This is a genomic window from Cryptosporangium phraense, from assembly GCF_006912135.1.
GTDB lineage: Bacteria > Actinomycetota > Actinomycetes > Mycobacteriales > Cryptosporangiaceae > Cryptosporangium > Cryptosporangium phraense.
In genome coordinates this window covers 24466-37655 of sequence record NZ_VIRS01000013.1, presented here as the reverse complement: position 1 = coordinate 37655, position 13190 = coordinate 24466, and the positions used below count along the sequence as shown (strand labels likewise).

12 protein-coding genes are annotated in these 13190 nt (G+C 71.0%); 5 read left to right on the top strand and 7 right to left on the bottom strand.

The annotated features are described in order from the left end of the window. Positions 1–9: 9 nt before the first annotated feature. The 7 genes from FL583_RS19050 to FL583_RS19020 all read right to left on the bottom strand — a co-directional run bounded on the left by FL583_RS19050 (position 10) and on the right by FL583_RS19020 (position 7844). Positions 10–579, bottom strand: a complete 570-nt coding sequence (locus FL583_RS19050; RefSeq protein ID WP_142706039.1) for a carboxymuconolactone decarboxylase family protein — start codon at positions 577–579, stop codon at positions 10–12. Next, positions 576–1307 (bottom strand): SDR family NAD(P)-dependent oxidoreductase, encoded by a 732-nt coding sequence (locus tag FL583_RS19045; protein WP_142706038.1) that lies wholly within the window; start codon positions 1305–1307, stop codon positions 576–578. Before FL583_RS19045 ends, FL583_RS19050 begins: the two co-directional genes overlap by 4 nt. A gap of 74 nt (positions 1308–1381) precedes the next feature. Next, complete coding sequence (locus FL583_RS19040) at positions 1382–2797, bottom strand: aldehyde dehydrogenase family protein (RefSeq protein WP_142706037.1); 1416 nt, start codon at positions 2795–2797, stop codon at positions 1382–1384. Continuing rightward, positions 2797–4494 carry a thiamine pyrophosphate-binding protein gene (locus FL583_RS19035; protein ID WP_142706036.1) on the bottom strand — a complete coding sequence of 566 codons (1698 nt, stop codon included), beginning with the start codon at positions 4492–4494 and terminating at the stop codon, positions 2797–2799. Before FL583_RS19035 ends, FL583_RS19040 begins: the two co-directional genes overlap by 1 nt. Continuing rightward, positions 4495–5403, bottom strand: coding sequence for an SDR family NAD(P)-dependent oxidoreductase (locus FL583_RS19030; protein ID WP_142706035.1), 909 nt, complete (start codon positions 5401–5403; stop codon positions 4495–4497). It lies immediately after the preceding gene. After that, positions 5400–6245: an SDR family NAD(P)-dependent oxidoreductase gene (locus FL583_RS19025; protein WP_142706034.1), complete on the bottom strand. Its 846-nt coding sequence runs from the start codon at positions 6243–6245 to the stop codon at positions 5400–5402. Before FL583_RS19025 ends, FL583_RS19030 begins: the two co-directional genes overlap by 4 nt. 3 nt (positions 6246–6248) lie before the next feature. Beyond that, positions 6249–7844 (bottom strand): SMP-30/gluconolactonase/LRE family protein, encoded by a 1596-nt coding sequence (locus tag FL583_RS19020; RefSeq protein WP_142706193.1) that lies wholly within the window; start codon positions 7842–7844, stop codon positions 6249–6251. Positions 7845–8013: 169 nt separating this feature from the next. Here FL583_RS19020 and acuI point away from each other — a divergent pair, with 169 nt between their 5' ends. From acuI to FL583_RS18995, 5 genes are read left to right on the top strand one after another with little or no spacing between them, the layout of a single operon-like run. Further along, entirely contained in the window at positions 8014–8994 is a 981-nt protein-coding gene (acuI, locus tag FL583_RS19015) for an acrylyl-CoA reductase (NADPH) (RefSeq protein WP_142706033.1), read from the top strand. Next, positions 8991–10151 carry an FAS1-like dehydratase domain-containing protein gene (locus FL583_RS19010; RefSeq protein ID WP_142706032.1) on the top strand — a complete coding sequence of 387 codons (1161 nt, stop codon included), beginning with the start codon at positions 8991–8993 and terminating at the stop codon, positions 10149–10151. Before acuI ends, FL583_RS19010 begins: the two co-directional genes overlap by 4 nt. Next, a complete protein-coding gene (locus FL583_RS19005; RefSeq protein WP_170323740.1) occupies positions 10151–11749 on the top strand; it encodes a class I adenylate-forming enzyme family protein in 1599 nt (532 codons plus the stop codon). The genes FL583_RS19010 and FL583_RS19005 overlap by 1 nt, the downstream gene beginning before the upstream one ends. After that, complete coding sequence (locus tag FL583_RS19000; protein ID WP_142706030.1) at positions 11739–12995, top strand: cytochrome P450; 1257 nt, start codon at positions 11739–11741, stop codon at positions 12993–12995. Before FL583_RS19005 ends, FL583_RS19000 begins: the two co-directional genes overlap by 11 nt. After that, positions 12992–13177 carry a ferredoxin gene (locus FL583_RS18995; protein ID WP_142706029.1) on the top strand — a complete coding sequence of 62 codons (186 nt, stop codon included), beginning with the start codon at positions 12992–12994 and terminating at the stop codon, positions 13175–13177. The genes FL583_RS19000 and FL583_RS18995 overlap by 4 nt, the downstream gene beginning before the upstream one ends. The last annotated feature ends 13 nt before the right edge of the window (positions 13178–13190 follow it).

Here is a 13190-nt window from a genome sequence, read left to right as displayed (position 1 = left end):
CTGATCCGCTCAGCTGGGCAGATGGGGCACGAGCTCCGGCTCGGGTTCGACGCCGAACGACCGCAGCGCCATCGCCACCAGCGCGTACGTGCCGACCGTGAAGACGACGTCCATGATCTGCCGGTCGTCGAGGTCGGCCGACAGCGCCTTCCACGTCTCGCCGCTCAGCGCGCCCTCGACGAGCAGTTCGTCCGCGGCGACCAGCAGGACACGATCGAGCGCGCCCAGCGACACCGGGTCGGACGCCACCGCCGCGATCTCGTCGTCGGTCAGTCCGGCCGCCCGGCCGAGCAGGACGTGCTGCGCCCACTCGTAGTCGCTCCGCCGCCGGTGCGCCACCCGCAGCACGAGCAGCTCGCGCTGGCGGGGCGTCAGCGTCGTGCCGTAGAGCACGTGGCCGTTGAACGTGAGGAAGGCCTGGGTCAGCGCCGGGTGGTGGGCCAGCGTCCCGAGCAGGTTGGCGCCGCTGGCCCGGCCGGCCTCGCTGCGCCCGGCGCCGACGTTGGCCCGGAACGACGCGATGAACTCGGTCAGGTCCGGCGACCAGTCCTCCCGTGGTACCGGGGTCAGCGTGCTCACGTGTTCCGTCCTCCGTTCACGCCGATGATCTGGCCGGTGACGTACCCGGCCTCCTCGCTGACCAGGAACGCGCACGCGGCCGCGATGTCCTCCGGCCGACCGACCCGGCCGACCGGCGTCCGGGCCACCTGGGCGTCCAGATCGACGAATCCGCGGTCGACGGTGTCCCGGAGCATCGGGGTGTCGATGAACCCGGGCGGGATCGTGTTCACCGTGATGCCCTTCTTCGAGAACTCCAGCGCCAGCGTCTTGGTCAGCCCGACGACGCCGGACTTCGCCGCGACGTAGGACGCCATCCCGGCCGAGCCACTGTGGATGCTCGACGACGAGATGTTGACGATGCGGCCCCATCCGGCGTCGATCATGTCCGGCAGTACGGCCTGGCAGCAGTGGAACGTGCCGGTGAGGTTGACGTTCAGCACCCGGTTCCAGGTGTCGAGCGTCAGGTCCAGGAATGGGCCGGTGGCGCTCAGGCCGGCGTTGTTGACCAGGATCGCCGGTGCGCCGAGGCGTCCGCGGACCTCGGCCACGGCGGCGTCCAACGCGTCCCGGTCGGAGACGTCCGCGCCGAGACCGATGGCCTTCCCGATCGAGGCGGCGGTCTCGGCGGCCGCGTCGGCGTTGAGGTCGAGGATCGCCACCTGGGCGCCGTCGGCGGCCAGCCGCCGGCTGATCGCCTCGCCGATCCCGGACGCTCCCCCGGTGACGATCGCGGTCCGGGTGCTCATCGGATCTCCTCGTCCCCGAGCAGGGTGGTGCGGTGCATACGGCGCGGCTCCTCACGGTCGAACGGACAGGTCCCTCAGTAGCCGAGGAGGCCCTTGATCTCGAGATAGTCGTCGAAGCCGTACTCGCCCCACTCGCGGCCGTTGCCGCTCTTCTTGTACCCCCCGAACGGCGCGCCGAAGTCGAACCCGTTGTTGATGTACACCGCGCCGGCCCGGATCCGCCGGGCGACGGCCCGCGCCTGCTCCTGGTCGGTGCCGGAGACGTTGGCGGCCAGGCCGTACTCGGTGTCGTTGGCGATCGCGACCGCGTCGTCGAGGTCGTCGTAGGAGATGATCACCACGACCGGGCCGAAGATCTCCTCGCGGGCGATCGTCATGTCGTTCGTGACGTCGGAGAAGACGGTCGGCTTCACGAAGTAGCCGGATTCCAGGCCTTCGGGCCGGCCGGGGCCGCCCGCGACCACCGTGGCCCCTTCCTCGATGCCCTTCTCGATCAGGCCCTGCACCTTCGCGAACTGCGCCGCGTTCACGACCGGGCCGATCGCGACGTCCCCGGTCGGATCGCCCACCGTCGTAGCGTCGGCGGCCCCGCGAGCGGCGGCCACGGCCTCGGCCAGCCGGGCCCGCGGCACCAGCAGGCGGGTGGCGGCGCTGCAGGTCTGACCCGAGTTCATCATCACGCCGCCGATACCCGCGGCGACGTTCTCGGCCAGCGCCTCGTCGTCCAGGACGACGTGCGGACCCTTGCCGCCGAGCTCCTGGGTGACGCGCTTGACGGTCGCCGCCGCGTTCTTCGCGACCTCGATCCCGGCCCGCGTGGACCCGGTGAACGAGATCAGGTCCACGTCCGGGTGCGCCGAGAGCGGGACCCCGACGCCCGGGCCGTCGCCCTGGACGAGGTTGAACACGCCGACCGGCACCCCGGCCGTCTCCAGGACCTCGGCGAAGATCTGCGCGGTGAACGGCGCCTGCTCAGACGGTTTGAGGACCATCGTGCAGCCGGTGGCCAGCGCCGGGAAGACCTTGACCGCGATCTGGTTCAGCGGCCAGTTCCACGGCGTGATCAGCCCGCAGACCCCGATCGGCTCCTTCACGACCCGGGTGACCCCGCGCTGCTCCTCGAAGACGTAGTTCTCCAGCAGTTCGATCGTGGTGGTCAGGTGCCCGAGGCCGAGGTTCAGCTGGAAACCGCCGGCCAGGGCGGCCGGTGCGCCCATCTCCTCGGTCAGCGCGGCCGCGAGGTCGCCGGTGCGCTTCTGGTAGACGTCGAGGATCGCGCGCAGGACGTCCAGCCGCTCCTCTCTGGTCGTCGCCGACCAGGCCCTGAATGCCTTCCGGGCGGCGGCGACGGCCCGGTCGACGTCCACGGCCGTCCCCAGCGCGACCCGGCCCGCGACCTGTTCGGTGGCCGGGTTGATCACGTCGAGCGTCTCGGGGCCGGCCGGCGACACCCACTCGCCGCCGATGTAGAACTTGAGGGCCTCGCGCATCATTGCGTCCCTTCGGCGTACCAGGTCCGGAACTCGTCGTAGCTGGGCATCTCCTCGGAGTTCGCCTTCGGGTCGACCACGACGTGGATCACCGCGGTCTTGCCGCTGGCGTACGCCCGCTTGATCGCCGGCGCGATGTCCTCGTCGCGCTCGACGTACTCGCCGTAGCACCCGAAGCCCTCGGCGACCTTGTCGAGCCGCGTCGTGGTGCTCCAGTGCGTGCCGGTCTCCCGCGAGCCCGGGCCGAACGTCCGCTTGTAGACGCCGACTTCGAGGCCCCACGAGTAGTCGACGCCGACCACGCAGACCAGCGGCAGCCCGAGCCGGGCCGCGGTCTCCAGCTCGGCGACGTGGAACAGGAACGACGAGTCGCCGGTGATCAGCATCAGCGGCCGCTGTCCCCCGTCGGCGACGCCCGCGCCGACCGCGTACGGCAGCCCCGTCCCGAGGTGGCCGAAATTCTGGTTCCAGATCACGTCGTGCGGTTTGGCCTGCGAATACGTCCAGCTGAAGATCGTCGTCGCCCCACCGTCGCGGATCATGATCCCGTCGGCCGGGAACACCTTCGTCGCCTCGACGATCAACCGCGCCGGGTGCACCGGGGAGCCCCCGGAGGGGGCGGTCTCCGCGAGCTCGGCCAGACGCTCCGCGTCTTTCGTCACCCAATCCGGCAGGTCCGCGGAGGCCTTCCGCTGCGCCACGGCGGAGACCAACTGGGGGACGACGGCCCGCAGGTCGCCGACCAGCGGAACGTCGATCGGACGGTTCACGCCGATGGCCGCCGGGTCCTGCTCGACGAGGATCCACTTCCGGTTGTCCTCGTTCGCGACCCAGTGCCGCCCGCGCCCGTAGTGGACGGGCTCGCCGAGCTCGGTACCCAGCGCCAGACAGAGGTCGGACCGCACGACGGCCTCGATCGCCGACGGCGAGAAGCCGTACGGGAACGTGCGGTCCTCCAGGCCCTGGACGTACGACGTGCCGCCCGAGGTCTGGATGACCGGGCAGGCCAGCTTCTCGGCCAGCGCCCGCACCGACTCCCCCACCCGGGCCGTGTGGACGCCGTGCCCGACCAGCAGGATCGGGTGCTCGGCGGCCGCGATCAGCCCGACGGCCCGGGCGATCGCGTCGGCCCCGGCGGTTTGATTCACCAGCCGGTACCGCTCCGGCGGGAGCGGCGGCTTCCGGTCCAGGTCCTCCTGGATGACGTGCGACGGGTACTCGATGTACGCCGGGCCGGGCGTGCCGGACATCGTCACGCGCAGCGCCTGACGGATGACCTCGTCGGTCTGGTCGGCGTACTCGATGCTGGCCGAGTACTTCACCGAGGCCTCGACCAGCGGCGCCTGCTGCACGAACTGGATCCGGCCGCGCCGCACGCGCTGCTCGGTGATCCGGGCCCGCTGGCCGCCGAGGAAGATGACCGGCGAGTTCTCGACCAGCGCGCACTGGATCGCCGGCGCCATGTTCGCCATGCCCGGGCCGAGCGTCCCGATGCAGACCGCGGGCTTACCGGTCATCCGCGAGACCGCCTCGGCCATGAACCCGGCCGACGCCTCGTGGTGCGGGGCGACGACGTTCCAGCCGCGCTCGTCGGCCAGGTGGAACAGGTGGACGAAATTCGGGTCGGGGATCCCGAAGATCGTGGTGATGCCCTCGGCCTCGAAGAGGTCGAGAATCCGCTCGTAGACCTTCACCATCTAGGACCTCGCCATCGAGAAGCTGTTGCCGATGTGGGTGGCGAAGCCCGCCGGGACGGGCGGCAGCACCCACGGATCACTGGTGTCGCGGATCGTGTCGATGTCGTCGGCGACCTGCTCGATCGACCACTCCGCGCGGTACGCGCCGGGGCTCTCGGCGACCCAGGCCCGCGCGACCCGGCCGGCCATCGTGACCAGCACCTCGCCGCTGATCGAGCAGTCCTCGTGGGCCAGCCAGCCGACGACCGGGGCCGTCAGTTCGGGGTCCATCGGCGGGTACGCCGAGGTGTCGAGCCCTTCGGCCAGCCGGGTGAGGGCCCCGGGCGCGATGACGTTCGACTGCACGCCGTGGTCGGCCCCCTCCAGCGCCGCCACGTGGGACAGGCCGATCACGCCGGCCTTCGCCGCGCTGTAGTTCGCGACCAGGTGGTTGCCGTAGAGGCCGCCGATCGAGGACGTGAGCACGATCCGGCCGTAGCCGGCCGTGACCATCCGCGCGAACGCCGGCCGGACGACGTGGAACGCGCCCCGCAGGTGGACGTCGAGCACGGCGTCGAAGTCCTCGGACGTCATCTCGGCCAGCGGTGCCCGGCGGTTGTTGCCGGCGTTGTGGATCAGGACGTCGATCCGGCCGAAGTGGTCGAGCGCGGCCTCCACGATCGCCCGGCCGCCGTCCGGCGTGGCCACGGACTCGGTGCAGGCGACCGCCTCGCCGCCGGCCTTCTCGATCTCGCGGACCACGTCCTCGGCCGGGCTCGCGTCGGCGCCGTCCCCGGCGATCGAGGCGCCGGTGTCGTCGACGACGACCTTCGCGCCCTTCGACGCGAGGAGCAGCGCGTACGACCGCCCCAGCCCGCGGCCGCCGCCGGTGATCACCGCGACCCGATCGTCGAACCTCATCATCGTCACTCCGCCGAGATCGCTGCGCGGAATCCCTCGTCCTTGAGGAATTGGGTCGTGTTGTCGGCGCGCAGGTGCGTCCACTTCAGGTTCAGACCGCCGTCGACCAGGATCGTCTGACCGGTGATGTAGGTCGACAGGTCCGAGAGCAGGAAGAGGATCGCTCCGGCCTGCTCCTCGGGACGGCCCCGCCGCCCCATCGCGATCGCCCGCAGATCGCGCTCCGGGTCGTCCTCGACGTAGGTCAGCGACGCCGGGGTCGCGGTGACGCCGGGCGCGACCGCGTTCACCCGGATGCCGTGGGCGGCCAGCTCGACGGCCATCGTCCGGGTCGCCGCCACCATCCCGGCCTTCGCGGTGCCGTAGGCGACGTGGAACGGCGCGGTGTTCATCCCGCTGATCGACGAGATCGACACGATCGATCCCGGCCGCTCCTCCTGCCGGAGCCGGGCGGCGACCGCCTGGCTCATGAAGAACATCGTCTCCAGGTTCTGGGCGAACAGCCGTCGCCAGTCGTCCCGGTTCACCCGGGTGGCCGGCATCCACTCGGCCGGTTCCATGCCACCGGCCACGTTGACCAGGCCGTGCAGGTGTCCGTCGGCCCTCGCGACCGCGTCCATCGTCGCCGCGATGCCCTCGTCGGTGGACGCGTCGGCGGCCACCGGCACCACGTCGAGACCCTCGGCGGCCAGCGGCTCGATGTGCTTGCCGAGGTTGTCGGCCGACCGGCTCACGGCCACGACCGTGGCTCCGGCCTCGGCGACCATCCGGGTCACCGTGGTGCCGATGCCGCCGCCTGCGGCGCCCGACACGACGACGATCCGGCCGTTCAACTCCAGGTCGTACCCCACGGCTCAGCTCCCGGGACGGAGGACGAGGACGCTGCCGTCGGCGTCCGCGGACAGGTACAGCGCGCCGTCGGGACCGGCGGTGATCCCGGCGAACGGGCCTTCCGGCCCGGAGAACGGCGCGATCCCGACGAGCGGCTTCGGCGTCACGCCGGGCGGCACGCCGACCGGCAGGTTCGCCACGATCGTCTGCCGCGCCTTACTACCCAGGTCGACGCCGACGAGCTCCTTCGCTCCGGCGTCGACGACGAGCAGCTGACCGTCGCGCACGAGGACGCCGTGCGGCTGCTCGAACCCGTCGGCGACCGTGTCGACGCCGGCCGGTCCCACCGTCACGATCCGGCCGGCCCCGGACTCGGAGACGTAGAGCGTGCCGTCCGGCCCGAACGCGACGCCGAGCGGCCGGTCGAGCCCGGAAGCCAGTTCCTCGACGCCGGTGGTGCGCACCGCGAGCACACGGCCGGCGCCCAGGTCGGCGACCGCGACCGACCCGTCGGGGGCGACGTCGATGCCGTAGAGCTGATCGAAGCCCTCGGCCAGCACCTCGCTGAACTGGTCGGCCGGGCGGTAGCGGGAGACCTGGCCGGTCGAGGTCGTCACCCGGAACTCACCCGCGGCCGGTGAGGTGACCCCGCGGACGTAACCGGGGTAGCCGGGGGTGAACAGCATCGCGACGACCTCGGGTGCGCGACCCGGCGTGAGCCCGTAGAAGAACGCGCCGTCGGCGACGTAGAGCCGGCCGTCGGAGCTCGCGGCCACGTCGAGCGGGCCGTTCAGACCGGCCGGGAGTGCGTCCCGGGTGGTGCCGTCGGGGAGGATCTCGACGATCGCGCCGGTGAAGCGGGAGACGAACAGCCGGTCGCCGACGAACGTCAGGTTGTCGAGGCCGGGGCCGACGGTGGCCAGCACGGTCTTCTCACCGGTGCGCGGGTCGATCCGGAGCACGTCACCGGTGCCGCACTGGGTGGAGACGACGTTTCCCTGCGGGTCGAACTTCACCGCGTCCGGGCCGCCCAGGTCGGCGGCGACGCGCTCGGGCTCGCCACCGTCGGGGTGGATGCGCCAGATCTCGTTGGTGCCGAGCAGCGGGTAGTAGAGCAGGCCGTCCGGGCCCACCTCCATCGCGTTGGGCATCATCAGGCCGTCGAGGAGGACGCCGACGATCTCGCCCGCGGTGTTCAGCTCGAGCAGGCGACCGCCGATGCGGCACTCGTTCACGAACAGGCGTCCCTGGTGGAACGTGATCCCGTTGGCGCCCGGGAGGTCGTCACGCAGGACGCGGGTGTTTCCCCGGGTATCGAGGACCGTGACCCGGCCCTGGTAGTACTCGGTGGCGTAGAGGTTGCCGTCGGCGTCGAACGCGATGTCGTCCGGGCCGACGATCGCGCTGCCCTTGGCGCTGACCGTCTCGAGTTCGCCGGTCTCGACGTCCAGCGCGCTGATCGTGCTGCCGGAGACCTGGGCGATGTAGATCCGGCCGTCGGGGCCGGTGCGTAATCCGTTGGCGCCGAACAGCCGGCTGGGCGGGGTGAGCCGGTCGAGACTCCAGCCCCCGGCCAGGCCGATCGGGGCGGTGGGGGTGTGGCGGGCCTGCAGCGACATCTGACGACTCCCGGCAACCTCGTCGTTGTCCAGCGTCCGTGCTGACACAGGGACTTGATATCACAATCCTTGTAAGGATTCACTGGATAGAAGCCTACGGAAAGCCTTGCAGTTTGGACTACGGTTCCATACTTTCTGTCTCAGTTTCCTAGAGAGGAATGCCGACCTCGTGTTCTCCGCCGTGGTGATCCAGAAGGACGACGACGGGCGCTCCGTCGGCGTGTCGGCGCTCGACGACAGCGACCTGCCGGACGGCGACGTGACGGTCGACGTCGAGTACTCGACGCTGAACTACAAGGACGGCCTGGCCATCCTGGGGACGTCGCCGGTCGTGCGGACGTACCCGATGGTTCCGGGCATCGACTTCGCCGGGGTGGTGTCGGCGAGCACGCACGCGTCCTGGCAGCCCGGTGACGTCGTCGTGCTGAACGGCTGGGGCGTCGGTGAGACGCACTGGGGCGGGCTCGCGCAGCGGGCCCGGGTGAACGGCGACTGGCTGATCCCGCTGCCCGCCGGCCTGACGACCCGCCAGACCATGGCGCTCGGCACGGCCGGGTACACCGCCGCCCTCTGCGTGGACGCGCTGGTCGCCCACGGTGTCTCCAGTGACTCGGGTGACGTGCTGGTGACCGGCGCGACCGGGGGCGTCGGCACGGTGGTGATCGCGCTGCTGGCCCGGGCCGGCTTCTCGGTCACGGCGTCCACCGGGTCGACGTCCGAAGAAGCATTCTTGACGGGGCTGGGAGCAACGGCGGTCATCGACCGCGCGGAGCTGTCCGAGCCCGGGAAGCCGTTGCAGAAGGAACGGTGGGCCGGCGTCGTCGACTCGGTCGGCAGCACGACGCTGGTGAACGCCTGCGCGCAGACGCGCTACGGCGGCGCGGTGGCGGCCTGCGGCCTGGCCCAGGGCATGGACTTCGCCGGCACGGTCGCGCCGTTCATCCTGCGCGGGGTGTCGCTGCTGGGCATCGACAGCGTCCGGGCGTCCCGCGCGCGCCGGGTGGCCGCTTGGGAGCGACTGGCCCGCGATCTGGACGCGTCGGTGATCGACGCGATCGCCGACGAGGTCGCGCTGGCGGACGTGGTGTCCGCCGCGCAGCAGCTCATGGACGGAAAGATCCGCGGTCGAGTGCTTGTGAGGACGTCATGAACCTTGACTTGTCGGACGTCGACCACCGCGTCGGGAAGCCGGTCGGCGGCGGGCAACTGTGGGACCCGTGCAGCACGTCGGACATCCGCCGCTGGGTGATGGCGATGGACTACCCGAACCCGCGGCACTGGGACCAGGAGTACGCCGACCAGTTCGGGGGCCTGGTGGCCCCGCAGTCGATGGCGGTGGCGCTGGACTACGGGCACGGTGCACAGCCGGCCTGCGTCGGCCACATCCCGGGCAGCCACCTGATCTTCGGTGGCGAGGAGTGGTGGTTCTACGGGGTGCCGATCCGGCCCGGCGACACGCTGCTGCAGGAGCGCCGCTTCCACGACTACAAGGTGACCGAGACGAAGTTCGCCGGTCCGACGATGTTCTCCCGCGGTGACACCGTTCATCGGAACCAGCACGGGGCGCTGGTGGCGCGGGAACGTTCGACCGCGATCCGGTACCTGGCCGCCGAGGCCGAGAAGCGGGGCATGTACGCCGACCAGCTCGCGCCGGTGAAGAAGTGGAGTTCCACCGAGCTCGACGAGGTGGAGAAGCTCCGGCACGAGTGGCTGCTGTCGGGGCGGGACGGTGTGTCGCCGCACTTCGACGCCGTGTCCGTCGGCGACACGCTGCCTCGGCGGGTGCTGGGGCCGCACAGCATCGCGACGTTCACGACCGAGTACCGGGCGTTCCTGTTCAACATCTGGGGGACGTTCGGGTGGACGGCTCCCCCGGGCGTCGAGGACCCGTGGATCAACCAGGACCCGGGCTGGACCGCGGGCTTCGAGTTCGACGAGGAAGGCGCCCGCATCGACCCGCGCAAGCGGGACGGGCTGTACGTCGGTCCGTCGCGCGGGCACATCGACGAGGAGAAGGCCGGGGCGGTCGGGATGGCCCGGGCGTACGGCTACGGCGCGACGATGGGCGCCTGGTGCACGGACTACCTGGCCTACTGGGCCGGTGCTGACGGGCTCGTGCGGCACACGAAGGCCGACTTCCGCGGGCCGGCGTTCGAGGGCGACGTGACGTACTTCGACGCCGAGGTCGTCGGCAAGGAGGCGACGTCGAGCTGGGGCGTGCCGATCGTCCAGGTGAAGCTCCGGCTCACCAATCAGGACGGCGGCACGCTGGTGACGTGCACCGCTGAAGTCGAGTTGCCGTTCTGATGGGTGCCGCTATCGCGTCGGGGGCCGCGCTGGCCTCGGAACCCGGCCTCGGAGCATTGACGCTGCCGGGGCTCCTGCGCGAGGTCTGCACGCGGTTCGGGCCGCGCGAGGCGCTCGTGCAGGGGTCCGCCCGGTGGACCTACTCCGACCTGTGGGAGCGGTCGGTCGAGGTGGCGGCGGCGTGCCGGGCGCTGGGAGTCGGCAAGAGCACCCGCGTGGGCGTGCTGATGACGAACCGGCCGGAGTGGGTGTCGTCGGTGTTCGGCATCACGATGGCCGGTGGGGTCGCGGTCACGCTGAGCACGTTCTCGACGCCGTCGGAGCTGGAGTACCTGCTGGCCAAGTCCGGCGTGTCGGTGCTGCTGTACGAGCGGTTCGCGCCGAAGCGGGACTTCGCCGAGATCCTGAGCGGGATCTCGCTGCCGTATCTGCGGCACCGGTTCTCGGTCGACGACGACTTCGTCGGGCTGGGGTCCCGAGAGGACCCGTCGGCCGTGCAGGCGATGGCCGACGCGGTGGAGCCGAGCGATCCCGCGGTCGTGTTCTTCTCGTCCGGGTCGACCAGCAAGCCCAAGGGCGTGCTCAGCGCGCACCGGGCGGTGTCGATCCAGTCGTGGCGCTTCTCCCGGATGTACGGGTTCACGCCCGACGACCTCCCGCGCTGCTGGCCCGCGAACGGCCTGTTCTGGTCGGGCAACTTCGGGATGGCGATCGGGGCGACGTTCGCGGCCGGCGGGGCGATCGTCCTCCAGCGGACGTTCGCCGCGGCCGAAGCGCTCGAGCTGATGCAGGCCGAGAAGGTGAACTTCCCGCTGGCCTGGCCGCACCAGTGGGCCCAGCTGGCCGGTGCGCCGAACTGGGATTCGGTCGACCTGTCGGCGCTGCGTTTCGTGGACGCCCGCACCGCGCTGGCGGCGCACCCCACGGTTTCCGGCACCTGGTACGAACCGTCGCACGCCTACGGCAACACCGAGACGTTCACGTTGAGCGCCTGCTACCCGGCGAACACTCCTGCCGAGGTGGCGGGGGGTTCGAGCGGCGAGCCGCTGCCCGGCAACACGTTCAAGATCGTCGACGCGCTCTCCGGCGAGGTGCTGCCCCGGGGTGCGCCCGGCGAGATCTGCGTCAAGGGGCCGACGCTGATGCTCGGCTACCTCGGCACCCCGCTCGACGAGACGCTCGACCCGGACGGCTACTTCCACACCGGCGACGGCGGCCACCTCGACGACGGGGGCCGGGTGTTCTGGACCGGGCGCCTCACCGACATCATCAAGACCGGCGGCGCGAACGTCTCCCCGCTCGAGGTCGACGAGGCGCTCGTCTCGTACCCCGGCGTGAAGGTGGCGCAGACCGTCGGCGTGCCGCACGACACGCTCGGCGAGGTGGTCGTCGCGTGCGTCGTGCCGCACGACGGATCCTCGTTGGACTCCGAGAAGGTGCTGGCGTACCTGCGCGAGCACCTGGCCGCGTACAAGGTTCCCCGGCACCTGCTGTTGTTCCGTTCGGACGAGATCGCGCTGACCGGCAGCGCGAAGATCAAATCCGCCGACCTGCGGGCCCTGGCCGCTCAGCGATTGGACACCTCTCGTGACCACTGAGTACGACTTCTTCCTCGGGAACGAACTGGTCGAAGACCCGTACCCGTACTACCGATCACTGCGGGACCGTTGCCCGGTGCTCCGCGAGCCCCACCACGACGTCATGATGGTGACCGGGTACGACGAGGCGATGGCGGTCTACTCGGACACCACCACGTTCTCCTCGGCGTCGTCGGTGACCGGCCCGTTCCCGGGCTTCCCGGTTCCGCTGGAGGGCGACGACGTCAGCGACCTGATCGAGGAGCACCGGTCCGGGCTCCCGATGAGCGACCAGATCATCACGATGGACCTTCCGACGCACGCGAAGCACCGGGCACTGCTGATGCGGCTGATCACGCCCCGGCGGCTCAAAGAGAACGAGGAGGCGATCTGGCGTCTCGCCGACGGGCTGCTCGAGCCGTTGCTGGCCGCCGGCAAAGCGGAGTTCATCAGCGGGTTCGCCCAGCCGTTCAGCTTCCTGGTCATCTCCGACCTGCTCGGCGTGCCGGCCGAGGACCAGACCGAGTTCAGCCGGGGCATGGGCCAGGCCGGCAACATCGGCGGCACCGGCGGCGACTCGATGCAGCACTCGCCGCTGGAGTTCCTGTACTCGCAGTTCAGCACGTACATCGCGGGCCGTAGGGAGAACCCCCGGAACGACGTGCTCACCGGCATGGCGTCGGCGACGTTCCCGGACGGGTCGCAGCCCGAGGTGATCGAGGTCGTCCGGGTCGCCGCGAACGTCTTCGCGGCCGGACAGGAGACGACCGTGCGGCTGCTGGGTGCGGCCGTGCAGCGGCTGGCCGAGGACGCCCCGCTGCAGGCTCTGCTGCGGCGGGAGCGCGATCGGATCCCGCAGTTCATCGAGGAGACCCTGCGGTTCGAGAGCCCGGTGAAAGGCGACTTCCGGGTCTCCCGGACCGCGACCACGGTCGGTGGCGTCGACATCCCGGCCGGCACGACCGTGATGGTCGTGAACGCGGCCGCGAACCGCGACCCGCGGCACTTCGACGACCCGGAGACGTTCGACCTCGACCGGACGAACGCCCGCCACCACATGGCGTTCGGGCGCGGGATCCACACCTGCCCGGGAGCCCCGCTGGCCCGGGCCGAGGCGCGGGCCTGCCTGGAGCGGCTGTTGGACCGCACGTCGGACATCCGCATCTCCGAGGCGGTCCACGGCCCGGCCGGCGCCCGCCGGTACTCCTACCTGCCGACGTTCATCCTGCGCGGCCTCACCCACCTGAACCTGGAGTTCGATTCGTGAAAGCGCACGTCGACGACGAGGCCTGCCGGGGCCACGGGATCTGCTGGACGATCTGCCCGGAGGTGTTCACGCTCACCGACGACGGCTACGCGGTCGCCGCCCCCGGCGGCGTCCCGCCGGAGCTCGAGGCCGCGGTGAAGTCGGCGGTAGGCAGCTGCCCGGAGCACGCGATCAGCACGTAGTTCTCGGCGACGC